The organism is Ruegeria sp. BA12 (genome assembly GCF_056539625.1).
Genome location: NZ_JBQFVF010000001.1, coordinates 662410 through 686783 on the forward strand (window position 1 = coordinate 662410; position 24374 = coordinate 686783).

Annotated in this window: 20 protein-coding genes; 6 read left to right on the top strand and 14 right to left on the bottom strand. The window is 57.7% G+C overall.

Features of this window, described 5'->3' with window-relative positions; genetic code table 11:
- Positions 1-54: 54 nt before the first annotated feature.
- From ACR0B0_RS03305 to acs, 4 genes are all read right to left on the bottom strand, one after another.
- Positions 55-1839, bottom strand: coding sequence for a sodium:solute symporter family protein (locus ACR0B0_RS03305; RefSeq protein ID WP_170358045.1), 1785 nt, complete (start codon positions 1837-1839; stop codon positions 55-57).
- A 5-nt stretch (positions 1840-1844) separates the two neighbouring features.
- Positions 1845-2129 (bottom strand): DUF4212 domain-containing protein, encoded by a 285-nt coding sequence (locus ACR0B0_RS03310; RefSeq protein ID WP_170348424.1) that lies wholly within the window; start codon positions 2127-2129, stop codon positions 1845-1847.
- Between the two features lie 184 nt (positions 2130-2313).
- Positions 2314-2997 carry an adenylate kinase gene (locus ACR0B0_RS03315; RefSeq protein ID WP_480646403.1) on the bottom strand — a complete coding sequence of 228 codons (684 nt, stop codon included), beginning with the start codon at positions 2995-2997 and terminating at the stop codon, positions 2314-2316.
- A gap of 7 nt (positions 2998-3004) precedes the next feature.
- On the bottom strand, positions 3005-4969 hold the full coding sequence (acs, locus tag ACR0B0_RS03320) for an acetate--CoA ligase (protein WP_170348426.1): 1965 nt from the start codon (positions 4967-4969) through the stop codon (positions 3005-3007).
- A gap of 417 nt (positions 4970-5386) precedes the next feature.
- Here acs and ACR0B0_RS03325 point away from each other — a divergent pair, with 417 nt between their 5' ends.
- The 3 genes from ACR0B0_RS03325 to ACR0B0_RS03335 all read left to right on the top strand — a co-directional run bounded on the left by ACR0B0_RS03325 (position 5387) and on the right by ACR0B0_RS03335 (position 8503).
- On the top strand, positions 5387-6403 hold the full coding sequence (locus ACR0B0_RS03325; RefSeq protein ID WP_170374932.1) for a C4-dicarboxylate TRAP transporter substrate-binding protein: 1017 nt from the start codon (positions 5387-5389) through the stop codon (positions 6401-6403).
- A 63-nt stretch (positions 6404-6466) separates the two neighbouring features.
- On the top strand, positions 6467-7096 hold the full coding sequence (locus ACR0B0_RS03330) for a TRAP transporter small permease (protein WP_170358049.1): 630 nt from the start codon (positions 6467-6469) through the stop codon (positions 7094-7096).
- Between the two features lie 3 nt (positions 7097-7099).
- A complete protein-coding gene (locus tag ACR0B0_RS03335; RefSeq protein WP_170358051.1) occupies positions 7100-8503 on the top strand; it encodes a TRAP transporter large permease in 1404 nt (467 codons plus the stop codon).
- Between the two features lie 52 nt (positions 8504-8555).
- On the opposite strand, the gene ACR0B0_RS03340 is transcribed toward ACR0B0_RS03335, so the two are convergent.
- Genes ACR0B0_RS03340 through rocF form a run of 3 tightly spaced genes read right to left on the bottom strand, consistent with a single transcriptional unit; the run spans position 8556 to position 11446 of the window.
- Entirely contained in the window at positions 8556-9596 is a 1041-nt protein-coding gene (locus ACR0B0_RS03340) for an ornithine cyclodeaminase (protein ID WP_480646405.1), read from the bottom strand.
- A 9-nt stretch (positions 9597-9605) separates the two neighbouring features.
- A complete protein-coding gene (gene ctlX, locus ACR0B0_RS03345; protein WP_480646407.1) occupies positions 9606-10526 on the bottom strand; it encodes a citrulline utilization hydrolase CtlX in 921 nt (306 codons plus the stop codon).
- Positions 10526-11446, bottom strand: a complete 921-nt coding sequence (gene rocF / locus ACR0B0_RS03350) for an arginase (protein WP_480646409.1) — start codon at positions 11444-11446, stop codon at positions 10526-10528. The genes ctlX and rocF overlap by 1 nt, the downstream gene beginning before the upstream one ends.
- An 86-nt stretch (positions 11447-11532) precedes the next feature.
- On the opposite strand from rocF, the gene ACR0B0_RS03355 reads away from it, so the two are divergent.
- Positions 11533-11961, top strand: coding sequence for an Lrp/AsnC family transcriptional regulator (locus tag ACR0B0_RS03355; RefSeq protein ID WP_058280995.1), 429 nt, complete (start codon positions 11533-11535; stop codon positions 11959-11961).
- Between the two features lie 102 nt (positions 11962-12063).
- Positions 12064-14673: a bifunctional lysylphosphatidylglycerol flippase/synthetase MprF gene (mprF, locus tag ACR0B0_RS03360; RefSeq protein WP_170374940.1), complete on the top strand. Its 2610-nt coding sequence runs from the start codon at positions 12064-12066 to the stop codon at positions 14671-14673.
- Between the two features lie 3 nt (positions 14674-14676).
- Here the strand turns inward: mprF and ACR0B0_RS03365 are convergent, their stop codons facing one another.
- The 6 genes from ACR0B0_RS03365 to ACR0B0_RS03390 all read right to left on the bottom strand — a co-directional run bounded on the left by ACR0B0_RS03365 (position 14677) and on the right by ACR0B0_RS03390 (position 19423).
- The gene (locus tag ACR0B0_RS03365) at positions 14677-16239 is read right to left on the bottom strand and encodes an efflux transporter outer membrane subunit (protein ID WP_480646411.1); all 1563 of its coding nucleotides are present in this window, start codon (positions 16237-16239) and stop codon (positions 14677-14679) included.
- 11 nt (positions 16240-16250) lie between these two features.
- Entirely contained in the window at positions 16251-17396 is a 1146-nt protein-coding gene (locus ACR0B0_RS03370) for an HlyD family secretion protein (protein WP_480646413.1), read from the bottom strand.
- 21 nt (positions 17397-17417) lie between these two features.
- A complete protein-coding gene (locus ACR0B0_RS03375) occupies positions 17418-17780 on the bottom strand; it encodes a DUF3302 domain-containing protein (protein ID WP_170348435.1) in 363 nt (120 codons plus the stop codon).
- 34 nt (positions 17781-17814) lie between these two features.
- Positions 17815-18381 carry a disulfide bond formation protein B gene (locus ACR0B0_RS03380; protein WP_170348436.1) on the bottom strand — a complete coding sequence of 189 codons (567 nt, stop codon included), beginning with the start codon at positions 18379-18381 and terminating at the stop codon, positions 17815-17817.
- Positions 18382-18391: 10 nt separating this feature from the next.
- Positions 18392-18547: a DUF5993 family protein gene (locus ACR0B0_RS03385; RefSeq protein WP_170331252.1), complete on the bottom strand. Its 156-nt coding sequence runs from the start codon at positions 18545-18547 to the stop codon at positions 18392-18394.
- 114 nt (positions 18548-18661) lie between these two features.
- The gene (locus ACR0B0_RS03390; protein WP_170348437.1) at positions 18662-19423 is read right to left on the bottom strand and encodes a DeoR/GlpR family DNA-binding transcription regulator; all 762 of its coding nucleotides are present in this window, start codon (positions 19421-19423) and stop codon (positions 18662-18664) included.
- Positions 19424-19611: 188 nt separating this feature from the next.
- On the opposite strand from ACR0B0_RS03390, the gene glpD reads away from it, so the two are divergent.
- Positions 19612-21198 (top strand): glycerol-3-phosphate dehydrogenase, encoded by a 1587-nt coding sequence (gene glpD, locus ACR0B0_RS03395; RefSeq protein WP_480646415.1) that lies wholly within the window; start codon positions 19612-19614, stop codon positions 21196-21198.
- Between the two features lie 35 nt (positions 21199-21233).
- On the opposite strand, the gene ACR0B0_RS03400 is transcribed toward glpD, so the two are convergent.
- The gene (locus tag ACR0B0_RS03400) at positions 21234-24371 is read right to left on the bottom strand and encodes an efflux RND transporter permease subunit (protein ID WP_480646416.1); all 3138 of its coding nucleotides are present in this window, start codon (positions 24369-24371) and stop codon (positions 21234-21236) included.
- Positions 24372-24374: the final 3 nt, after the last annotated feature.

A 24374-nucleotide genomic window follows, 5' to 3' on the forward strand; every position in this document is an offset into this window, starting at 1 on the left:
AACAGTTGGTCGAAAGACGCGGCACATGGAATTTATCCATTTACCGTATCATGCTCATTTATTCTGAGCTGCGCCAGCGCCACGGGGAATGCGAACGCTTTCGACCAATTCCACGATCTCCTGCGGGGTCTCTTTGGTCATACCAGCGACCACGTAGGCGACACCGAAGTTGATCATCGCACCGATTGCACCGAACGAGGTCGACTTGATCGGACCCAGCAGCGGATCAGCATCGGTGAAAGAGTTGGTGCCCGGAATGAACAGCCAGCCCTTATGCAGGAAGATGTAGACCAGGGTCACGGTCAGACCAGCCAGCATACCAGCAACCGCGCCGGTGTTGTTGATGCGGGTCGAGAAGATCCCCATCATCAGCGCCGGGAAGATCGAGGCTGCCGCCAGACCGAAGGCCAAGGCCACAGTTTGCGCTGCAAAGCCCGGTGGGTTCAGACCCAGATAGGTTGCAACAACGATGGCCACGGCCATTGCGATCCGCGCCGCCATAAGCTCTCCTTTTTCCGAGATCTGCGGGTTGATCGCGCCTTTGACAAGGTCGTGGGACACAGCCGACGAGATCGCCAGCAACAGACCCGCAGCGGTCGACAGAGCAGCTGCAAGACCACCGGCCGCGACCAGACCGATCACCCAACCTGGCAGGTTGGCGATCTCGGGGTTGGCCAAAACCAGGATGTCGCGGTTGAACTTTGTCAACTCGTTACCCACCCAGCCTTTTTCTTCGGCAAGCACCTGCATGTCTGCATTCTGATCGTTGTAGTACTGGATTTTACCGTCGCCGTTCTTGTCTTCCCAATCCAGCAGCCCGGTTTTCTGCCATGTCTGCATCCAGTCATAACGCGGATCCGTGTCGATTTCCTCGACCGAAACGGCACCACCTTCGATGCCACCATTGGGCCACATCATGTCGGTGATGTTCAGGCGGGCCATTGCGCCAACCGCAGGGGCGGTCAGATACAGCAGCGCGATGAAGACCAGCGTCCAGCCAGCCGACCAACGGGCGTCAGCCACGCGAGGCACGGTGAAGAAGCGCATGATCACGTGCGGCAGACCAGCAGTACCGATCATCAGCGACAACGTGAACAACACCATGTTCAACGTGTTCGAATGGTGCGCTGTGTAGTCGGCAAAGCCCAGCTCGGTCACGATTGCGTCCAGCTTGGTCAGCAGAGGCTCACCACTGGCGGTATCACTGAAAAGACCCAGCGCTGGAATCGGCGTGCCGGTCAGCTGCAGCGAGATAAAGATTGCCGGGATGGTATAGGCTGTGATCAGCACGCAGTACTGAGCGACCTGAGTATAGGTCACACCCTTCATCCCTCCGAACACCGCGTAAGCAAACACGACACAGGCACCGATCAGCAGACCGGATGTGTTGGACACCTCGAGGAAGCGGCCAAAGGCCACGCCAACGCCGGTCATCTGACCGATTACGTAAGTCACAGAGGCCACGATCAGACAGATCACCGCTACGATACGTGCGGTCTGGCTGTAGAAGCGGTCGCCGATGAATTCCGATACGGTGTATTTGCCGAATTTACGCAAGTAAGGCGCAAGCAACAGTGCCAGCAGCACGTAGCCACCGGTCCACCCCATCAGGAAGGTCGAGTTGTCATAGCCGGTAAAGGCAATCAGACCCGCCATCGAGATGAACGAAGCCGCCGACATCCAGTCGGCCGCTGTTGCCATACCGTTGGTGACCGGGTGAACGCCGCGACCGGCGGCGTAAAATTCCGATGTGGAACCCGCCCGGGCCCAGATCGCGATACCGATGTACAGCGCAAAGGACGCGCCGACAAACAGCAGGTTGATAGTAAACTGGTCCATGGGGTTTACTCCTCATCCACGCCGTATTCGGCGTCCAGCTTGTTCATGCGCCAGGCGTAGTTGAAGATCAGCACCAGAAAGACCAGGATTGATCCCTGCTGAGCGAACCAAAAGCCCAGATCGGTGCCGCCAACGGCGATACCGGACAGCAGCGGACGCAGCAGAATGCCGAATCCAAAAGACACCAGCGCCCAGATCACGAGGCTGATGTAGATGAGACGCAGGTTGGCCTGCCAATAGCCCTTGTCGGCCTCGGCAGCCTGCGCGGAGTTTGTTGATTGATCCGCCATTGCGGGTTCCTCCTTCGCTTCCTCGTTGGGCGGCCCGTGCCCAACTCCTCCAGTGACGTGGGCCGCTTCTCGATTGTGCCTGGCACCAGCATGATGTCAGGCAAGACTCCTCTGGTCCGCCAAGGCGGGTCCATTGAAGTATTCTCTTGTTGGATCAAAGCCTTGGGGGGCTTTTCTCCTCCCCTTAACTCATCGCGCCACCCACGATATCCTTGAGGTCGCTCGCGATGTCTTCGATCTTGCCCATTGCGTTAGTGCGTTGCAGAACACCGTGGGATTCATAGTAAGTGATCAGCGGCGCGGTTTGGGCGTGATAGGCAGCAAGGCGCGAGGCAACGGTTTCGGCGTTGTCGTCGGCGCGGCGTTTGAACTCGGTATGGCCGCATTTGTCGCATTTGCCCTCGACCGCGGGGACCTTGAACGTGTCATGAAACCCTTCACCACAGCCTGCGCAGGTATAACGGCCCGAGATGCGGGTGACCATTTCGGCGTCCTCGACCTCAAGGCTGATTGCGGCGCTGATTTTCTGGCCGTTCTCCGACAGCAAACCGTCCAGCGCCTCGGCCTGCACGGTCGTACGCGGGAAGCCGTCCAGAATGACGCCTTTGGCGCAGTCCGGTTCATCCAGCCGATCGCGCAAGATAGCGATGACGATCTCGTCGCTGACCAGATCGCCAGCTTCCATAACGGCCTTTGCAGCAAGTCCGGCCTCGGTCTCGGCGGCAACGGCGGCGCGCAACAGGTCGCCGGTGCTGAGTTGTATAAGCCCGAACGTGTCTTCGAGCATCCGCGCCTGCGTGCCCTTCCCGGCGCCCGGAGGGCCGAGAAGGATCAGAACGGCGGGGGTGGTGGTCGTGGCAGCGTCCATCACATCCTCACTTACTTGCGCGGTTTTCGATCAGATCTTCGACCACCGACGGATCGGCCAAGGTCGAAGTATCACCCAGCGAGCCAAAGTCGTTTTCGGCGATTTTGCGCAGGATACGGCGCATGATTTTGCCGGAACGGGTCTTGGGCAGGCCGGGGGCCCATTGGATCACATCGGGGCTGGCAATCGGGCCAATTTCTGTGCGAACCCAAGTGCGCAGCTCTTTCAGAAGCTCATCCGAAGGCTCGCGATCGTTCATCAGAGTAACATAGCAATAAATGCCTTGCCCTTTGATATCATGGGGATAACCGACAACAGCAGCTTCGGCCACGGCGGCGTGCGCCACCAGCGCGCTTTCTACCTCGGCCGTACCCATACGGTGGCCCGAGACGTTGATCACGTCATCGACGCGGCCAGTGATCCAGTAGTCGCCATCCTCATCCCGGCGGCAACCGTCGCCCGTGAAGTAATAGCCTTTGTAGTCGGCAAAATAGGTTTTCTCGAACCGCTCGTGATCGCCCCAGACGGTGCGCATCTGTCCGGGCCAGCTGTCTTTGATGCACAGCACACCCTCGACCCCGTTTCCTGTGATTTCGACACCCGATTGCGGGTCAAGAACGACAGGCTGAATTCCAAAGAACGGCTTCATCGCCGAGCCGGGCTTCATCGCATGTGCGCCGGGCAGGGGGGTCATCAGGTGACCGCCGGTTTCGGTCTGCCACCATGTGTCGACGATGGGGCAATTGCCCTGGCCGACAACCTCGTTATACCAGTTCCACGCTTCGGGGTTGATCGGTTCACCCACGGTGCCCAGCACTTTCAGATCGCTCAGATCGTGCTTTTCGACCCATTCGGTACCCTGACCCATCAATGCGCGGATCGCCGTGGGGGCGGTATAGAACTGGTTTACCTTGTGCTTGGCGCAGACTTCCCAAAAACGGCCAGCGTCGGGGTAGGTCGGCACGCCTTCGAACATCAGGGTCGTCGCACCATTGGCCAGCGGGCCATAGACGATATAGCTGTGGCCGGTGACCCAGCCTACGTCTGCGGTACACCAATAGATGTCGCCATCGTGGTAATCGAAGGTGATCTGATGCGTCATGGCTGCGTAGACCAGATAGCCACCAGTGGTATGCACCACGCCTTTGGGCTGACCGGTTGATCCGGAAGTATACAGGATGAACAAAGGGTCTTCGGCGTTCATCTCGGCGGGCGCGCAATAGTCATCCGCTTCAAGCGCCATTTCGTTGTAATCGAAATCGCGGCCGTCAACCCATGTGGTCTGGCCGCCGGTGCGCTTGACCACCAGACATTTCACGGTGTCTTTACAGTGCAGCAGAGCGGCATCCGCATTGGACTTAAGAGGGGTCTTGCGACCGCCGCGCGGGGCCTCATCCGCCGTGATAACCACCTTGGCATCGCAGCCGTTGATCCGCGCTGCCAGCGCGTCGGGCGAAAAGCCCGCGAATACGATGGAATGGATCGCGCCAATACGCGCACAGGCCAGCATCGCATAGGCTGCCTCGGGGATCATCGGCAGATAGATCACCACCCGGTCACCTTTGCGAACGCCCAGAGATTCCAGAATATTGGCCATTCGGCAGGTGCGGCGGTGCAGCTCGGCATAGGTTATGTGCTGGGCGTCGTCGTTCGGGTCATCCGGCTCCCAGATGATCGCGGTCTGGTCGCCGCGTGTTTTCAGATGGCGATCCAGACAGTTGGCTGCCACATTCAGTGTGCCGTCGGCATACCAGTTTATTCCAACCGAGCCGAAATCATAGCTGACATCTTTGACTTGTGTATACGGTTTGATCCAATCTACTCGCTTGCCTTGCTCATCCCAGAACGCCACAGGATTTTCGATCGAGGCGTTGTACATCTGGGTGTATGCGTCGGCATCGACATGGGCGCGGGCAACGGTTTCTGCGGATGGCGGATAGACCTTGGCATCTGCTTGAGCAGCGGTTGTCATTCTGAGGCTCCTCCCTCTGGACTTTATTTCACTGGGCCAAATCTTGCCCGCGGAACGGGCGATGTCGACCCGTTTCCTCCCCACGTCAAATAATAAGCGAAAATGAAAACAATTAAATAAATTACCGATATCTTTAGATTTGTTTGTAAAGAAATTTTGTTAGGGCGCAGATAATAGTAAATAAAACTACTAAAAATTTCAAAAAAGCAAATAAAACCAAAATAGTAAGTGTCATGAAATTTTGATTGGTGGATGCAGATGATCAACCGCAATTTTTGAATCTTGGATACACCTATTGGTTGTTAGCGCTGTCTTCTGGTGTTTGGTGAATTTGTCCGGGGTTGGCACACATCAATGTTGGCGCTAGCTTTGAACGCAAGCGCTTGCAAAAGAAGCGCAACAAAGGGAGAAATCACGATGAAAAAGATGTTGAGCGGCGCGGCCGTCGCCGCCTTGGGTGTTGCATTCGTCTCGGAGGCTGCGGCAACCGAATGGAATGCTTCGGTTTGGGGCAAGCGGCGCGCCTTTACTGAACATGTTGAAAAGTTGTCCGAACTGGTGAGTGAAAAGACAGATGGAGAGTTCACCATCAACGTCAGTTATGGTGGCCTGTCAAAGCCCAAGGAAAATCTGGACGGGATTGAAATCGGTGCTTTTGAAATGGCTCAATTCTGCGCCGGGTATCACCGCGACAAGAACCGCGCGATCACCGTGCTTGAGCTGCCGTTCCTAGGTGTGAACAATCTGGACGAAGAAGTGGCTGTCAGCCACGCGGTCTACGATCACCCGGCCGTTAAGGATGAGATGGCGCAATGGAACGCGCGCATCATCATGACCTCACCAATGCCGCAGTACAACCTGGTCGGCACCGGTGATCCGCGCGACGAATTGGCGGATTTTGACGGGATGCGTGTACGTGCCACTGGTGGCCTGGGGCAGGCGTTCGAGGCTGTGGGCGGTGTGCCAACCTCTGTCCCGGCAACAGAAGCGTTCAACGCGATGGAATCGGGTGTGGTCGACACGGTTGCCTTTGCCCAACACGCTCACCTGTCTTTCGGCACCATCAATGAAGCCGACTGGTGGACCGCGAACCTGAACCCCGGCACGGTCAACTGCCCGGTGGTGGTGAATATCGAAGCCTATGAAGCGCTGCCTGCGGAGCACAAGGAGGCGCTGAACAGTTCGATCGACGAGGCGATTGACCATTACCTAGCGAACTACGGCGGGCTGCTTGAGCAGTGGGATAGCGTTTTGTCTGAGAAGGGCGTTGAAAAAGTTGAGATCGACGATGCCGTTCTTGAAGAATTCCGTGCTAAGGCAGCCGATCCGATCCGTGAACAGTGGATTGCGGATATGTCCGCACAGGGTCTGCCAGCGCAGGACCTCTATGATCTGGTTCAAGCTACGCTGAAGCAACAGCGCGGCGGAAACTGAGTTCCTTTTCCGGGTGCCTGACCGGGCACCCGGACACTCATCAAAAAACAGGGGATCACCGGAATGGCAGGACAAGCCACGGTGCTTGAGGACGGCAGTCGGCTCAGTTGGCTTGATCGTCAGCTCTTGAGGTTAGAGCAGTTTTTGGCATTGATCAGCGGGCTGGCCGTTTTTGGCCTTATGGTGCTTGCGGTGGTTTCGGTCAGTGGCCGCAACGCGATTAACGCGCCTTTGCCCGGCTATGTGGACTGGATCGAACAGGCCATGCCGCTAATTGCCTTCCTTGGAATCTCATACGTGCAGCGTGAAGGCGGTCATATCCGAATGGATATCGTAATCGCGCGTCTGCACGGGCGGGCGCTGTGGCTGTTCGAACTGATCTCGGTAGTTTTGATCCTTGTGCTTATGCTGGCACTGGTCTGGGGCAGTTGGTCCCATTTCGACCGCTCTTTTGATTTTGGCGCACCGCTCTGGAGCCGTGACAGTTCAATTGACATCGGCATTCCGCTTTGGCCTGCCAAGCTGCTGGCGCCAGTGGCGTTTTCGGTCCTGTGCGCGCGGCTGGTGTTGCAGGTCTGGGGATATGGGCGTGCTTTTGTGCTGGGGCTCGAACATCCGGTGGCCGTGCCGTTGATCCAGGATGCGGCGGCGCAGGCCGCTGCCGAGGCCGAGCAATTCGAAGGGCAGGACTAACGCATGGACACAATAGATATTGGTCTGTGGGTCACGGGTGGCCTGCTTGTATTGGTCGTCACAGGGATGCGGGTCGCCTTTGCTGCTGGGCTGGCCGGGTTGGTCGGGCTGGTGTGGATCTTCTGGGCCAAATTCGGATATGACCCCGACCGGTTTGGCAAAGCCTTAACAGTTGCCGTGAAAACGGCCGGGCAGGTGCCGCATTCCAAGGTGGCCGCCCATACGCTCAGCCTGATCCCAACCTTTATCCTGATCGGATACTTGGCCTATTACGCGGGCCTGACCAAGGCATTGTTCGAGGCGGCCAAACGTTGGGTGGCGTGGGTGCCGGGTGGGCTGGCAGTTTCGACCGTGTTCGCGACAGCCGGGTTTGCCGCCGTGTCGGGCGCGTCGGTCGCCACATCCGCGGTTTTCGCCCGCATCGCCATCCCCGAGATGCTGAAAGTCGGTTACAACAAGCAATTCGCTGCCGGAGTCGTTGCTGCCGGGGGTACGCTGGCCTCTCTGATCCCGCCTTCGGCCATTCTTGTGATCTATGCCATCATCGTTGAACAGGACGTGGGTAAGCTACTGTTGGCCGGGTTCATCCCCGGGGCGTTTTCGGCAGTTATCTATGGCCTGCTTATTGTAGGAATAGCGGTGATTTTCAAATCCGTTGGGCCTCCGGTCACGGGGTTTACATGGAAACAGCGCTTTGCGTCCTTGCCCGGTGCCTTGCCGATTGTGGCTGTGATCCTGATCATCATCTGCTTTGTCTATAACCCGTTCGGAGAAAAGGCCTGGGGCACACCAACCGAGGGTGGTGCTATCGGTGCCTTCATTGTCTTCTGCTTTGCCCTGTTCCACGGCATGCGCTGGACCGAGCTGAAATCCGCGTTGCTTGAAACCGCCAAACTGACCGCGATGATCTTTTCGATCATCTGGGGCGTGCTGATCTACGTGCGGTTCCTTGGTTTCGCCGACCTGCCGGGCGCGTTTTCGGACTGGATCACCTCGCTTGAGATGTCGCCGATGCTGATCCTGATTTGCATCCTGCTGGCCTATGCGGTGTTGGGCATGTTCATGGATGCCATCGGAATGCTGCTGCTGACGCTACCGGTCGTGTACCCGGCCGTCATGGCTCTGAACGGTGGGGAAGCCGTCAGCGCCGCTGAAAGCGCCTTTGGCATGTCGGGGCCGATGTGTGCGATCTGGTTCGGTATTCTGGTTGTGAAAATGGCCGAATTCTGCCTGATCACGCCGCCGATTGGCCTGAACTGCTTTGTCGTCGCTGGCGTGCGCCCGGACCTGAGCGTTCAAGACGTCTTCAAAGGCGTGACACCGTTCTTCATCGCCGACGCGATTACCATCGCGTTGCTTGTGGCGTTCCCGGCCATCGTCCTCTACCTGCCGTCACTGGCCGGATAGAAAAAGCCCCCGGTGATGAACCGGGGGCGAGGTAATGCCATTTGCGGGTTCTTTAGCTTGCCCGCATCAGCATTCCAAACAGGTCGCGCGGATCATCAGGATCGGCCAGCATGTCCAAAGGTTCAAAGAAATCAGTGTCCTTGATCGCGGACTTGATGTAGCGGAGGGCCGAGAAATCCTCGATCGCAAAGCCGACGCTGTCGAACAGAGTGATTTGACGATCATCGCTGCGCCCTTTGGCCTGGCCGGTCATGACCTGCCACATTTCGGTCACCGGATGGGTGTCGTCCAGCGCCTGAATCTCACCTTCGATACGGGTCTGCTCGGGGTATTCCACGAAGATTTCCGACCGCAACAGGATATCACGATGCAATTCGGTTTTGCCGGGACAGTCTCCGCCGATGGCGTTGATGTGAACGCCGGGGCCGACCATGTTGTCAGTCAGGATCGTGGCGTATTTCTTGTCGGCGGTGCAGGTCGTGATGATGTGTGCGCCTTCGATGGCCTCTTCGGCCGTTTTGCAGGGCACTACTGTCAGTCCTTTGCCTTGAAGGTTTGCGGCACATTTCTTGGTGGCATTCGGATCGGTGTCATACAAACGAACCGTATCAATCCCGCACATGGCCTTGAAAGCCAGACATTGGAATTCCGACTGAGCACCGTTGCCGATCATAGCCATCACCGACGAAGACTTCGGCGCCAGATAGCTGCCCACAAGGGCCGAGGTCGCCGCCGTACGCAGTGCCGTCAGCATCGTCATCTCAGTCAGCAGGGTGGGGTAACCGGTGTAGACATCAGCCAGCAGGCCAAAAGCGGTCACGGTCTGCAGCCCTTCGGAGGTGTTCTTGGGGTGACCGTTCACGTATTTGAATCCGTAGGCCTCACCATCCGAGGTGGGCATCAATTCGATCACGCCATGCGGCGAGTGGGCCGGGATGCGCGGGGTTTTGTCGAAGCTCTCCCAACGCTTGAAATCGGCTTCGATCTGGGCCGCGATTTGGGTGATCATCTTCTCAAGCCCGACGTGATGCACCAGACGCATCATGTTGTCGACGGATACAAAGGGCACAAGCGCCTTTTCAGATGGTTGCATTGGGGTCTCCTATCGACGGGACAGGTGGATGCCTGCAATCATGCAGCGCACGGATCCACCGGCAGTTTCAATTGTGGGAACCGACAGCGGCAGCGGCGTTGCGCTGGCTTCGATTGTTGCGAGTTGAGCCGGGGTCAGGGCGGCAAGCGCCCGGCTCGACAGCGCCAAAACCAGGCCATCCCGACCGCTGAGTTCGATGGCATTGCCCGCAAATTCGGCGATCTGTTCGTGGGTCAGGTCAATGACCGTGCGACCGGATTCTTCCAACCGGGCTTTTACGGTCGCGCGCCGTTCCGGATCGGTGATCATGTCCAGACAGATCAGCGCGTACTCGCTGCCGATGCCCATCAGAACATTGGTGTGATAGACATCTCGCCCTTCGGCATCATGTGCTTCGAACACAATAGGCTCATAATTGAAATGGGTGCAGAAACGCTCCAACAAAACGGGATCGGCACGGTTGGATTTGACTGTGTAAGCGACGCGGCCGACGTGGTCCAGAACCATTGCTCCGGTGCCTTCCAGCGCCAGTTTGTCCTGTTCAAGCCCGGAATAGTCGATCACGTCCTGAACACGGTATTCCTGTTTCAGCATTTCAATGACGTCCGCGCGGCGTTCCCGCCTGCGCGACGGTACAAACATCGGATAGATCGCCACATGCCCGCCGGGATGGGTCGAGAACCAGTTGTTCGGAAATACGCTGTCGGGTGTGTCGAAGTCCCCGTGATCGTCGAAGACATGAACCTTTACACCCGCATCGCGCAGCAATGCGACCACCTGGTCATGTTCATCGCGCGCCTGAGCAGATGTGGCCGCGGCCGAGCGGTTGGCCAAAGTCTGGAACGCATTGTCGTCGCGCGTCTCAGGGTTAGAAGCAAACGCGTGGGGCCGGATCATCACGACGGCAGGGGGGGCCTGCAGAGAGTGCATCAGAAGCTCCGTGTTGGGCGGTCAAAAATGCGGCGGCCCAGCAAGGAGGCGGCCAGATCGACCATCAGTTTTGCGGTACGGCCGCGTTCGTCCAGAAACGGATTCAGCTCGACCAGGTCCAAAGAGCAGACATGGCCGCTTTCGTGCAGCAACTCCATCACCAGATGCGCCTCGCGTTCGGTCGCGCCGCCGGGGACGGTGGTGCCGACGGCAGGGGCGATCGATGGATCAAGAAAGTCGACATCCAGCGAGACATGCAGGATGCCATTCTCCGCCCGGACCCGATCAAGAAACGCGTTCAATGGGGCTTTGATTCCGTGTTCGTCAATACTGCGCATATCGGCCAGCATGGCGTGATCTTCCTCAAGCCGTGCGCGCTCGGCAGGATCGACCGAGCGCAAGCCAATCATGCCCACGCGATCTGTTGGAACCGGGGCGGGTACGGTTGGGAAATTATCAAAACCCGCCTGGCCTGTGAAATAGGCGACAGGAGTACCGTGCAGGTTGCCGCTGCCAGTGCTGTCGGGGGTGTGAAAGTCGCTATGGGCATCCAGCCAAAGCACGAACAGAGGGCGTCCGATCTGCTGGGCATGGGCGGCCATCCCTGCAACGGTTCCCATCGACAGCGCGTGGTCGCCGCCCATAAAGATCGGCAGACCCTTGGGGGCAGTTTCCTGCGCCGCACGGCTTAGCGCGTTGGTCCAGCCGATAACCTCGGGCAGGGCGAACAGAAGTGTGTCCTCAGCCACATCCGTGCTGTCCGGCTGGACATCGCCAATGTCTGAAACCTGATGACCCAGATTGGCCAAAGCCTGATCCAGACCGGCCACTCGATAGGCGTCAGGCCCCATTCGGCAGCCCTGACGACGCTTGCCAGCGTCCATCGGGGCGCCGACCAATATTACGTGTTTGTTGTCCATATGTTTGTTTAGTTCCGCAGGGTGGGTTGCGAAAAGAGAGCAAAATGTTCAAAATGAAACCTCAATAAGCGAAATGAGAAATGACTATGGACGATTTGGACAGTAGGTTGCTGAATGCGCTGCACCGGGACGCGCGGGCCTCGCTGTCTGAACTGGCCGAGACGCTGGGTGTCACCCGCACTACGGTGCGCAGCCGCCTGCAGCGTCTGAAACAATCGGGTGAGATTGTGGGCTTTACCGTCCTGACCCGTTTGGATGTGGCGGAAAGCCCGGTGCGGGGCCTTATGATGCTTGAGATCGAAGGCCGCGGGACCGAACGCACGATGGCCAGAATCGCGGCCCTGCGCCAAGTGCGCGCCGTGCATACGACCAACGGCAGTTGGGATCTGATTGCTGAGATCGGCACCGAAACTTTGGCGGAACTGGACGAGGTCTTGTTTCAGATCCGGCGGATGGAGGGGATAACGCGGTCCGAGACCAATCTGTTGCTGTCCACGCGTAAAGGGCGGGTCTGATCCCTTGTAGTGCTTTGACGTTCAAGGAAATTGTGCCAAGGTTGCCCTGCGTCGCCGATCCACGCACAGGATCGTTGCAGTGCCTCGGAGCAGGGGGGAACCATGACCACGCAGGAGACTGACAAAGAGCTTTGGGCCGTTCGTCTGGCCGAGCGGGTCACCGGGTTCCTTGAAAAGCCCGCGGTCAGAATTGCGGTTCCGATCCTGGTGACGTTGATTGCGCTGGTCGTACTGCACGAACTGTCCCAGCACGTGAAATGGGCCGATGTTCAGGTGGATGTGGCAAATACATCCTGGAAACTGATGTTCATCGCCCTGTGCTGGACCTGTTTCAGCTTTTTGTCCTTGTCCATGTACGACGTGCTGGCCGTGCAAAGCGTGGCGGACGGAGAGGTTCCCCTGACCGTAGCTGGCATGGCCGGAGCCAGTGGCTATGCCGTATCGAACTGCCTTGGCTTTTCCTACATTACCGGAACGGCGATCCGCTATCGCATATACGCCTCGCTTGGGTTGGACCTAAGCCGGGTTGCCGGGGTCATCGCGACCTCTTGGATCGCGTTCTGGTCCGGGCTGGTGCTGTTGCTGGGCATACTGCTTACCCTGCATCCCGATGGTATTTCAAATGTTCTGCCGATCAGCGACACGACTGAGACGATAATCGGTCTGTGCCTGCTGGCCGCGCTGGTGGCCTTGTTCCTCTGGCTCGCGCGGGGCGGGCGCAAACTGGCCTATGGCGGATTTGGGTTCAACCTGCCTGGCGGCAAACTGGCAGGCTTGCTAACGCTGGCCGCGATCGGGGACCTGTTTGGCGCTTCGATGGTGCTTTATACCCTGATGCCCGATGACCTTGGGGTCGGCTACCCCTATTTCTTCACGATCTTTATTGGGGCTATTGCCGTTGGGATCGTAAGTCACGCGCCGGGCGGCATTGGCGCGTTCGAGGCGACATTGATCGCAGGTTTGGGTGCCTCTGGCCGGTCTGACGTAATCGCGGCCTTGCTGCTGTATCGTCTGGTCTACACATTTCTGCCTTTTGTCATTGCCAGCGTGTCGATTGCTGTGGCCTCGGCGCTGACGCATCGCCACCATATCAGTGGCGCGGCCACGTGGGTCTATCGCGCGATCCGGCCGATTGTGCCGATGGTTGCCGCAGGCGTGACGGCGGTTGCCGGGATCATCCTGTTGGTGTCCGGGGCCTTACCGTCCAGCAGTCAAAGCCTTGGTGTTTTGCGAGATTTTCTGCCTTTGTCCTTTGTCGAAGCCTCACATCTGGCAGGCAGTGCAATAGGTGTTCTTCTGATCCTGATTTCGCGCGGTTTGTTCCGCAAACTTTATCGTGCCTGGATCGTGGCGATGTTGCTGATGGTGGCCGGTTTCGTTGCCTCGTTGACCAAGGGGTTGGATACGCACGAGGCGATCGGCATGCTGGCCTCAATCGCGGTGCTGGCCACATTCCGGGGTGCGTTTTACCGGGTCAGCGGCGCGTCGATTTTTCGGCTGAACATCCCGTGGCTGGTCAGCGTAGTGGCCCTGTTGGCGGTCATTTTCTGGATCGGGCTGTTTGCCTATTCGCATGTCGAATACCAGAACGCCCTGTGGTGGGATTTCGCGTGGAGCGGCGACGCCTCACGGTTCCTGCGTTCCAGCCTGGTGGTAGCGGTCATACTTGGTGTGGTGGCTGTGAACTCACTATTCGGGCGTGAAATCCCTGAACCGGTACGCACAGAAATACCGCCTGCCGTCGAACGGTTGGCATTGGAAAGCGAAGATACCGAAGCGCAGATTTCACTGACCGGTGACAAGCAGTTTCTGATCGCGCCCGATGAATCCGCGTTTCTTGCTTATGCCGACACCGGCAACGCTTTAATCACCAAGGGAGAGCCGGTTGGCGATGAAAAAGCCGGTCAACAACTGATCTGGCAGCTGCGCGAAATGGCGGATCGCGAGGGCAAGCTCTGTGCGTTTTACAGCGTTTCTACCAAATATCTGCCAACCTTTCTGGATCTGGGTCTGTCCATCTTGAAAATCGGTGAGGTCGCGCGGGTGCCGCTGCAAGATTTCTCGCTGGATGGCAAATCCCGGAAACGGTTCCGTCAGGCCAAAAACCGGGCCGAGCGTGAAGGGTATGTGTTCGAGATCATCCCGAAGGAAGAACTGACTCCGGTCCTGCCGGAGCTACGCAAAATTTCCGATGACTGGCTCGAGCATAAAGCGGGTGAGGAAAAGGGATTTGCCCTTGGCGGGTTCGACGATGACTACCTGTCCTATTTCGATTTTGCCGTGCTGCGAAATGGGGACACAGGCAAGATCGTGGCTTTTGCCAATCTGTTCCAAGGCGGCCATAAATCTGAACTGTCGCTGGATTTGATGCGTTACGAACCTGACGGCTCGAACTTCATTATGGACGCGCTGTTTGCCGAGATGATGTCGTGGGGAGCAGAGCAGGGGTTCCACTGGTTCTCGCTGGGCGCGGCGCCGTTTTCGGGGATCGAGAACCGGCAACTGGCTTCGTTCTGGAACCGTGTCGGCGGGTTCGTCTATGAGCATGGCGAACAGTTTTATCACTTTGAAGGATTGCGATCCTTCAAGCAGAAGTTCGACCCGGAATGGAGCCCGAATTATCTGGCCAGCCCGGGCGGTTTTGCAGCGCCGCGCATCCTGTATGAAGTGAACATCCTGATTTCCGGCGGGCTGCGCGGATTGACCAAATAGCGATTAGTTGAGGCTTGCCCGCGTTGGGTCTTGTTGCAGCAGGTCGCCCCAATCGGTGCGGTATGCCATCTCGGCCAGCACGGTTTCAGGCAGGAATTCCTGATTTTGGCGAATCTGCCAGCCGCCACCCAGCCCCTTGTACACGGCAACCAGATTGCTTGAGACCTGTTGCCGCGCCTCGATCAGATTGGCCTGCGACCGCAGCAACGCGGTCTGAGTGTTCAGGATGCGGGAATAATCGGCAATTCCATCGCGATATTGGTCCACCGAAATCTGGGCGGCCTTGCGAGACGCTGTGACGCTGTTTTCGTAAAAGCCCACCTGCTTGCGCGATTGGGCGTAGGCGACCATCGCGCTTTCCACCTCGGAATAGGCGGTTAGAACAGTGTTTTGGTAGTTGGCGATCAGCGCTTGATAAGCCGCGTCTTGCGCACGGACGTTGTTCTTGATCCGGCCGTAGTTCAGCACGTTCCAGACCACACCTGCATTGGCCAGACTGGTCGTGCTGGCTGCGGAAAACAAATCCCGCCCGCCCGAGGCTTGCAGGCCGATGGACCCTGACAGAATGAATTGCGGGTACAGATCAGCCATCGCAATGCCGACCTCGGCCGATTGCGTTGCCGCCGCCAACTCGGCCGCGCGGACATCGGGACGGCGACGCAGCAGCTCGGCCGGAACACCCACGGCAACATTCGACCGGGCTGAAGGGATGCGCCCCGAATTACCCAGCAGACTGGTCATTCGCGAGGGCGTTGCCCCCAGCAACACAGCCAGCGCATTTTTGGCTTGCTGCAAGTCGCTTTCAATCTCTGGGACCAGCGCCTTGGTGTTGTTCAGCAGGGCAGTGGATTCCTGCACGTCCAGCTCGGTCGTCACACCGTTGTCAAAGCGCAATTGCGTCAGATCAGCAGACGCCTGTTGCAGCTGAATGTTCTCACGCGCGACCGCCAGAGATTCCTGCAAAGCGCGGATGTTCACGTACAAGGCGGCGACGTCGCCGGTCAGCGTCACCAGGGCGTCGTCGTAATTCGCCACCTGCAGCGCCAGATTGGACCGCGCCGCCTGAACGCCGCGCCTTTGCTGACCCCAGACGTCCAGCTCCCATTGCGCATCGAACCCGACCTGAGATGTCGAAAACTCGGTATCTAAGGGGATGATCCGATTTACATCCGAAATCGGCCCAAGATTGTCACTGATTTGGCGCCGCTCGATTGATCCGCCGATGGCTTGCGATTGCGGATACAGCTCGCCGAACGCAATCCCCAACTGCGCGCGAGCCTGCAGGACACGGGCACCTGCCACCTGTAGATCAAGGTTTTGGGCATAAGCCTCGGCCACCAGTTTGTTCAGGATGGGGTCGTTAAACGTCTCCCACCATTTCACCACCGGCGCGCTGCGCGAGGTTAGGCCGCTGGGTCCGGCGCTGGGGCTGTTCACCTCGATCCATTCTTTCACGACCGGAGAGTTCGGGCGCACGAAATCCGGGCCAACTGGCGTGCAGCCGACCAGCAGGGCCGCGCATAGGGCGGTGCCGATCAATCTGCGGTGAAGTCTGGCCCGGGTCATGTCATGTGTCCTCAGATATCCAGTGGTCGGATGAAGTTGGCGAAGGAATACAGGCGGATATTGATGCGGCGCAGGAATTCAAAGCTTTTGCCCTGACCGGTGTAGATGGCGACCGCCGCGTGGCCGCCGGCGGGAAATGTGTGACTGTCTGGGATGTCGACCGAGATCTGCACCGCGATGCGACCCGGTAGTTTTGGAAACTCAAAGCCGGGCAGGCGGCCTGAGGGCAGGTACTGACCTTGACGCGTAGCCCACCAGATTGCTTCGACCTTGCCGGTTAGAATCTCGCCGGGATAAAGGTCCAGCGCGACTTCTACCTCCTGACCGGGCTCGACAAATTTCAGGTTCTGCTGACGATAGGTGGCCAGAATGTAAGGATTGTCCTTGGTCACGAAACTGGCAATTGCACCCAGCCGGATATCGCCAACAACCAGACCGGGACGCGCCTGTTGCGAGACGATCATGCCGTCTTCGGGTGCATAGATCGTCGTGTTATCAAGAAAATACTGGGCTTTATCTAGCTGTGCCTGCGCCTGAAGAATGCCGGTATTGACCCCGTCAATCTGGGAATCCAGCGCCAGTTGGGCCTTTTCGAGATTGGCCTCGGCCTCTTTGACCTGTGCCTGATCCTCGGTGACCTGCTCATCCCAGCGATCCAGTTCGTCCTGCCTTGCGCCACCAGCAGGCACGAGGTTCTCGTACCGTGCCTGTTGGGTCAGCGCGTAGGCCAGCTGCGCATTTGCGCGCTCGATGGCCTCGGACGCCGCGATCACGTCCTGTTCCAGGATTTTGGCATTCTGCTCGGCTGCCACCAGCTGAGCGGTCGCCTCTTCAACTTCCAAAGCGAATACCGTGTCGTCAAAGCGATAGAGGGGATCGCCCTTTTTCACTTCGGTATTCGGCTCGACCAGCACCTCGGTCAGGATCGTCGGCTCAGTCAGTCGCGGCACGATTTGGATGGTCGAACGTACTACGTGGCTGTCGAGCGAAAACGGTTGAAAAAAGCGCAGTGCGACAAGGAAAATCAGCAGCAGATGCGCGCCGACCCAGAATGAAACGACACCCCAGGTGATGTTGAACTTCAGTAACTTCGCTTTGAAGAAAATGAACCAGACGAAAATGATGTAGAACAGCGTAATGCCGAGGGCGACAAACATATTCTGTGACTTCCTTTGGCCTTAGCTTTTCTGCGTCTCGTCAGGGTCTAGCGGATCGCTGTATTCTTCGTTCACCGTTCCGCCCAACCGCTTGATTTCCTTGCGGATCGCATCTTTTTCGTCATCGGGTGTGCGCCGAATGTCGACTGTGACGCCATCGTGGAAGGCCCACATAAAGGCATGCACCCACGGCACAACAGCCAGAAAACCCATCCACCCCATGATCTTGACGGCTTCGGCATGGGGGTGATTGCGTTTGATCGCGATCCGCCCCGGTAACCCCATGATGAACAGGATCAGCGCCATCACAGCCGCAAGAAGCAGGATCAATGCCACGAAAGTCAGGTAGTCATAGTAGCCAAGTGGCTGCCCCAATAGTCCCATGCTCGTGCCTCCTTTTGGGCAGGTTGTCCTATCCTCAGCCGTCGGTGCCCAGTTCGTCAATCAATTTGTAGCTGGTGGGTGGGTCTGCGCAGATTCCAGGCCCGCATTCCACCAGTGTCGAGACCGCATTCAGCGCCGCCAGCCCCAGCATGATAAAGAATGCGCTTTTGGCCAGTACGCTGCCACCAAAACGCGGCTGTTGGGTGTTTTCGGCGTATTGCCGGTCAAACAGCAGCATACAGGCCGTACCCAGCAAGATCAGGAAAAAGCAGATCGCGGACCAGGTATAATAGTGCAACCCCAGAACCGGTGACCCATAGTGACCTGTGCCCGGTACGATATGCAGCAGAATCTGGCGTACGGCGACGCTGCCGCCGAACAGCGCCGCAAGCAGCATGATCGCATAGTGCTGCGGCCGCGCTCCGTACAGCAGGTTCAGGCCTAGACCAACGCCCACGGCCACCAGTCCAACCCTTTGCAACAGGCACAGAGGGCAGGGCAGTTCATCGAGTTTAAGCTGGTAGAAATAGGCCAGCACCAACACCAGACTGACAGCCAGCATACCAAGAGCGTTGAGATTGCGTGAAAGTTCCGGTGTCATCGCGGCCCCCTTACAATTGGATCGTCAGTTGGCTGGTGGCATGGAATTTCAGCCAATACACACTCAACGCCAGCGTGAAAAAGAACAGCACATTGGCCGCTGTTGTCCGATTAAAGTAATTCAGTCCCATCGTGGCTGTAAGTAACGCAAATAAAAGCGCTATCATGGCTCGGTTCTCCCCTCCCGTGCGACGATTGCAATATGGGGGAGTGTGTCAGGTGAATTTGGTTCTGGCAAGAAGTCGCGAAGGAAATTCCCGTTTAATGCGAATTACTTGGGGTCAGGCGCACAGCTTTAATTGTGTTCGCCATTCGGAACATTTCTTGGTCAGAGAATTGGGAAGGGCTTTGTCGGTATAGAACACATCGACATCGGACAATGAGGCAATTCGGGCGGGGGCTGAACGTTGGAATTTGGAGTGATCGGCCACCACGCAGGTTCGGCGGGCTTGGGCAATGATGGTCTGACTGACCCGGACTTCTTGAAAGTCAAAATCCATCAGATCGCCTTCGGCATCCAACGCCGAACATCCGATGATGGCATAGTCGAACTTGAACTGTTCGATGGTAGCAATCGTCAGGTTGCCGACCAGTCCCCCATCCGAACGGCGCAGCACACCGCCCGCCACAACAATCTGACAGTTTGGGTTGTCGACCAGAATATTGGCGACGTTCATGTTATTGGTCACCACCATCAAGTCTTTGTGGTTCAGTAATTGCCGGGCAACAGCCTCGGTCGAGGTGCCGATGTTCAGGAACACAGATGCGCCATCGGGAATATCCTGCGCGCAAAGTTGCGCGATGCTCGTCTTGGCGTCTGCGTGAAGCGCCCGGCGATCCTCATACCCGATATTCGACACCCCCGAACGAAGGACAGCACCACCATGCACGCGGTCCAGTTTGCCCATGTCAGCAAGTTCCGAAAGATCGCGGCGGATGGTCTGAACCGTCACATCAAACCGCAGCGCCAGGTCTTCGACCATCACGCGGCCATCTTGTTTAGCGATGTTCAGAATGTCTGACTGGCGAAAGGAAAGGGACACGGTTGGCTCCAATTGTGATGGGTTCGTTTTTGTTCTGTTTTTGTTGAATTGCAATAATTTGCTGGGCGAATGCGCAAAAATGCGAATATTGTGTGGCAAAACGAACAAAAACGAAAACAAACATTGACGAAGCGCGGGCCTGTACGGTTAATGAGCGCGCGTTTTCGGCAAACGGGAATCATCCAGATATGGAACAGTCACACGACCAGATCTCAGACCTTTTTATCATTGGCGGCGGCATCAATGGATGCGGCATCGCACGCGATGCAGCGGGGCGCGGGCTGTCGGTGACTCTGGCCGAGATGAACGATCTGGCCTCGGCAACCTCGTCGGCGTCGACCAAACTGTTTCACGGCGGATTGCGGTACCTGGAGTTCTTTGAATTCCGCCTTGTCCGCGAGGCCCTGATCGAACGTGAAACCTTGCTGCAGGCGATGCCGCATATCAGCTGGCCGATGCGATTTGTGCTGCCGTACCACGCAGACATGCGGTTCGATTCCGAAACGCCGACCTCGCGCCTGTTGAGCACCGTGATGCCTTGGATGAAGGGTCGTCGTCCGGCCTGGCTGATCCGGTTGGGGTTGTTCATGTACGACCACCTGGGTGGGCGTAAAATTCTACCGGGCACGGCGTCTCTGAACCTGAAAACAGCACCCGAAGGGCGACCGCTGCAGGACAAGTTTGAGACCGCCTACGAGTATTCCGATTGCTGGGTCGAGGATTCGCGCCTTGTCGTTCTCAACGCCCGTGATGCCGCGGCACGCGGTGCTAATATTATGGTTCGCACCGAGGTTCTGGCGGCGAAGCGCGTAGACGACCTATGGGAGGTGACGGTTCGGGACCGCGACAGTGACGAGACACGCGTGATCAAGGCTAGAATGCTGATCAATGCTGGTGGTCCCTGGGTTGGGGATATCATTCAATCGAAAATCCACGTGAATTCGCGCGAGGGCGTCCGGTTGGTGCGGGGCAGTCATATCGTGACCCGCAGGCTGTTTGACCACGACAAGTGTTACTTTTTTCAGGGCGAGGATGGGCGCATCATTTTCGCCATCCCGTACGAGCGTGATTTCACCTTGATCGGCACGACAGATCAGGATCATCCGAATCCATCTGAATCTCCGGTGTGTACCGAGGCGGAACAGGAATATCTGTGCGCGTTTGCGACCAAATATTTCAAGACGCCAGTGACGCGAGATGAAATCGTCTGGACATACTCAGGTGTCCGCCCGCTGTACGATGACGGTGCCAGTAGCGCCACCGCCGCGACTCGGGACTATACGTTGAAAGTGGACGCGCAAGGCGGGGCACCGGTGCTGAATGTCTTCGGCGGCAAGATCACAACCTACCGACGTCTGGCCGAGAGTGCGTTGGAGAAAGCAGCCGAGCATTTTCCGGACTTACCCGGTCCCTGGACGGCTGGTGTGGCTTTGCCTGGCGGAGATTTCCCTGTCGACGGGGTGCAAAATCTGGTGGCTGGGTTGGAAGCTGACTTTGCCTTTTTGGAGCGCGCCTGGGCCGAGCGTCTTGTGAGCGCCTACGGCACCGAGGCCAGGATCATTCTAGGGGATGCGAAATCCGCCCAAGACTTGGGAGAGGACTTCGGTGCCACACTGACTGCGCGCGAGTTGGAATGGCTGATGGATAAAGAATATGCCCGCACGGCCGAGGATGTCGTCTGGCGTCGAAACAAGCTGGGCTTGCGTCTGAGCGCTGAGCAGGTCGCCCGGATACAGGATTGGATGGACCATCGCAGCGCTCAGGCTGCTGCCTAAGAAAAAGCCCCGCCGATTTGGCGGGGCTTTTATTATTACGCTGTTTCTTCCGAGGGATCGGGGTCGTTCTTGGTGCCCTTGACCCATTCCCTGAGACTCTGCATCAGGGCATAAAGAACCGGCACCAGAATGACACCAACCAGCGTGGCTGCCAGCATCCCGCCAAAGACGGCAACACCGATCGCTTTCTGGCTGGCCGCACCCGCGCCACTCGCTGCTAGCAGCGGTACAACGCCTAGCAGGAAGGACAGGGCGGTCATCATCACCGCGCGAAAACGCTGATAGGCTGCCTCGGCGGCGGCATCCCGGATCGAAAGGCCATTGGCCCGTTGCTCCATCGCGAACTCAACGATCAGAATGCCGTTTTTCGATGCCAACCCCACAAGCATGATCATCCCGATCTGTGTGTAGAGGTTGATATCACTGCCCACGATGGCCACGGCGGCCACCGCCCCGAACAGGGCCACAATCACCGACAGCAGAATCGACACCGGCATCGACCAGCTTTCGTATTGCCCCACAAGGAACAGATAGCCAAACAAGATCGCCAGCCCCAGGATCACAATCACCAGACTGCCCGAGGCCAACTGCTGTTGCGCTGTACCAGTCCATTCGAACGCGTATCCCGGGGGCAGGGCGGTTGCCGATTCCTCGGTCATCACGTTTATCGCATCGCCAGTGGATAGACCCGGCGCAGGCACAGCTGTAACGGTCGCCGACCGGAACAGGTTGTGCCGTTTAAGCAGCACTGGTCCCAGCACGTTTTCCACGTCGATCAGCGTGCCCAGTGGCACCATCTCACCTTGTTCCGAGCGGACATAGAGGTTCGAGATATCTTCGACATTGTCGCGATAGCTGCCATCGGCCTGGATCATCACGCGATACACCCGTCCGAACAGGTTGAAGTCGTTGACGTAGTACGACCCCAACTGCGCCTGCATGGTCTGGAACACTTCGGCCACGGACACTTGCAGTGTTTTGGCTTTTTCGCGGTCCAGATCGACGAATAACTGCGGCACGTTTGCGCGGAAGGTCGTATAGGACTGCCCGATTTCGGGCCGCTGGTTCGCTGCGTAGACGAACGACCCCACGGCCGAGGCCAGATCCTGAGGCGTGCCGCCCCCGGTTTGTTGCACCTCCATCTCGACACCGGCCGAATTGCCAAGGCCTTGAATAGGCGGCGGGTTAAAGGCCACGATCGAGGCGGCGGATTCCCCATACGCAATCGCCAGAACCTTTTGCAGAATAGCATCCGCACTCAGGTCATCGTCCTGACGATCATCCCAGTTTTCGAGGTTCACAAAGATCGCCGCGCCATTTGTGGTGGTGCCATTCAGGATCGAAAATCCGTTGATCAGAACGGTACTTGAAACGCCGGGGATCTGCTGAATTTGATCATCCACACGGGCCGAGACGACTTCGGTCCGTTCCAGCGTTGCCGCGTCTGGCAGCTGAATGTCGACAAACAGGTAACCGTTATCCTCAAGCGGCAGGAAGCCGCTGGATGTGTTGGACATGATGGTCCCGGTGCCCATCGCCAGCGCAACGATAACGCCCAGACCGACGACCGGTAGGATCAACAGTTTGCGCACGATGGCGACATAGCCGCTGCGGATTGTGCCGATGAAGCGTTCAAACACGGCCAGCAACCCCTTGGGTGGCCCCGAACGCGCCTTCAGAACAAGGCCGCACAAGGCTGGCGACAGGGTCAGCGCGTTGATCGAGGAAATCACAACGGCGGTTGAGATGGTTACCGCGAACTGTGAATACAGACGCCCCGAGATACCGGGCATGAAAGTCACCGGTACGAACACGGCCAGCAGAACCAGCGTGGTAGCAATAACTGGGCCGGTGATCTGTCCCATGGCCTTTCGGGTTGCTTCTGCTGGGGGCAATCCTTCGTCCGCGATGATCCGTTCGACGTTTTCAACCACAACAATCGCGTCATCCACCACGATGCCGATGGCCAGAACCAACGCAAACAGCGAGATCGTGTTCAGTGACATTCCGAACAGCAGCAAAAACGCGAATGTACCGATCAGAGAGACCGGGATCGCAACAGCCGGGATGATCGTCGCCCGCCAACTGCCCAGAAAGACAAACACAACCGAGATTACCAAAGTGAACGTCAAGATCAGGGTCGTCACCACGTCGTTCAGTGATTGCTCGACAAAGTCGGTGGTGTTGAAGGGAACGTCATATTCCACATCGTTGGGGAAGCTGCGAGACAGCCGCTGCAATTCGGCCTCGACACGTTCAGAAACCGCCAGCGCGTTTGCGCCAGGGGCCTGATATATACCAATGACGGTGGCCGGAACGCTATCGAAATAGCCGGACGCCGCATAGTATTCTGCACCCAGTTCCACCCGTGCGATATCTTTGACCCGCACGATAGATCCTGCATCGCCGGTGCGGATGACAATTTCGCCGAATTCCTCGGCCGAGGTCAGGCGGCCCTTGGTCTTGATTGTGTACTGAAATGTCTGCCCCTCGGGCACTGGTGGGGCACCGATCGAACCTGCCGATACTTCGACGTTCTGCTCGCGGATGGCGTTGATCACGTCGCCCGGAGTAATGGACAACGCGGCCATTTGATCCGGGTCCATCCAGATCCGCATGGCGTATTCCAGATTGGTCAGAACGTCCGCCTTACCAACGCCCTGAACGCGCGCCAGTGCGTCTTTCAGGTTGATCGAGGCATAATTCGACAGAAACACGCTGTCATACGTTCCCTCGGGCGAGGTCAGCGTCACCAGCAGCAGCATGTTGGTGGACGCCTTCTGCGTCACCACGCCCGAAGATGTCACTTCGGCCGGTAACGAGGACATCGCTTGTGCCACGCGGTTTTGCACGTTCACCGAGGCGATATCGGGATCGGTGCCGACCTCGAAGGTGACATTCAATGAATACGAGCCGTTATCGGCCGACGTGGACGTCATGTAGATCATGTCATCCACACCGTTCACCTGCGCCTCAATGGGTGCGGCAACGGTGTTTTCAACGGTCTCGGCGTTGGCACCGGTATAGGTGGTCGTTACGCTGACCACCGGTGGCGTGATGTCGGGGAACTGGGCCACTGGCAGAACCAGATAGCCGATGGCGCCCATGATGGTCAGGACAAGCGAAATAACAAGCGCCAGCTTGGGCCGGCTGATGAACAGGGCTGAGAACATCTG

Excerpts from the sequence above, each read along its gene's own strand:
- rocF (WP_480646409.1), bottom strand. The coding sequence starts at position 11,446 with ATGGACAACAAACACGTAATATTGGTCGGCGCCCCGATGGACGCTGGC.
- ACR0B0_RS03340 (WP_480646405.1), bottom strand. The coding sequence starts at position 9,596 with ATGCAACCATCTGAAAAGGCGCTTGTGCCCTTTGTATCCGTCGACAAC.
- ACR0B0_RS03400 (WP_480646416.1), bottom strand. The coding sequence starts at position 24,371 with ATGTTCTCAGCCCTGTTCATCAGCCGGCCCAAGCTGGCGCTTGTTATT.
- ACR0B0_RS03325 (WP_170374932.1), top strand. The coding sequence starts at position 5,387 with ATGAAAAAGATGTTGAGCGGCGCGGCCGTCGCCGCCTTGGGTGTTGCA.
- ACR0B0_RS03385 (WP_170331252.1), bottom strand. The coding sequence starts at position 18,547 with ATGATAGCGCTTTTATTTGCGTTACTTACAGCCACGATGGGACTGAAT.
- ACR0B0_RS03330 (WP_170358049.1), top strand. The coding sequence starts at position 6,467 with ATGGCAGGACAAGCCACGGTGCTTGAGGACGGCAGTCGGCTCAGTTGG.
- ctlX (WP_480646407.1), bottom strand. The coding sequence starts at position 10,526 with ATGCACTCTCTGCAGGCCCCCCCTGCCGTCGTGATGATCCGGCCCCAC.
- mprF (WP_170374940.1), top strand. The coding sequence starts at position 12,064 with ATGACCACGCAGGAGACTGACAAAGAGCTTTGGGCCGTTCGTCTGGCC.
- ACR0B0_RS03370 (WP_480646413.1), bottom strand. The coding sequence starts at position 17,396 with ATGTTTGTCGCCCTCGGCATTACGCTGTTCTACATCATTTTCGTCTGG.
- ACR0B0_RS03315 (WP_480646403.1), bottom strand. The coding sequence starts at position 2,997 with ATGGACGCTGCCACGACCACCACCCCCGCCGTTCTGATCCTTCTCGGC.
- ACR0B0_RS03355 (WP_058280995.1), top strand. The coding sequence starts at position 11,533 with ATGGACGATTTGGACAGTAGGTTGCTGAATGCGCTGCACCGGGACGCG.
- ACR0B0_RS03335 (WP_170358051.1), top strand. The coding sequence starts at position 7,100 with ATGGACACAATAGATATTGGTCTGTGGGTCACGGGTGGCCTGCTTGTA.
- ACR0B0_RS03375 (WP_170348435.1), bottom strand. The coding sequence starts at position 17,780 with ATGGGACTATTGGGGCAGCCACTTGGCTACTATGACTACCTGACTTTC.
- ACR0B0_RS03310 (WP_170348424.1), bottom strand. The coding sequence starts at position 2,129 with ATGGCGGATCAATCAACAAACTCCGCGCAGGCTGCCGAGGCCGACAAG.
- ACR0B0_RS03305 (WP_170358045.1), bottom strand. The coding sequence starts at position 1,839 with ATGGACCAGTTTACTATCAACCTGCTGTTTGTCGGCGCGTCCTTTGCG.
- acs (WP_170348426.1), bottom strand. The coding sequence starts at position 4,969 with ATGACAACCGCTGCTCAAGCAGATGCCAAGGTCTATCCGCCATCCGCA.
- ACR0B0_RS03380 (WP_170348436.1), bottom strand. The coding sequence starts at position 18,381 with ATGACACCGGAACTTTCACGCAATCTCAACGCTCTTGGTATGCTGGCT.
- ACR0B0_RS03365 (WP_480646411.1), bottom strand. The coding sequence starts at position 16,239 with ATGACCCGGGCCAGACTTCACCGCAGATTGATCGGCACCGCCCTATGC.
- glpD (WP_480646415.1), top strand. The coding sequence starts at position 19,612 with ATGGAACAGTCACACGACCAGATCTCAGACCTTTTTATCATTGGCGGC.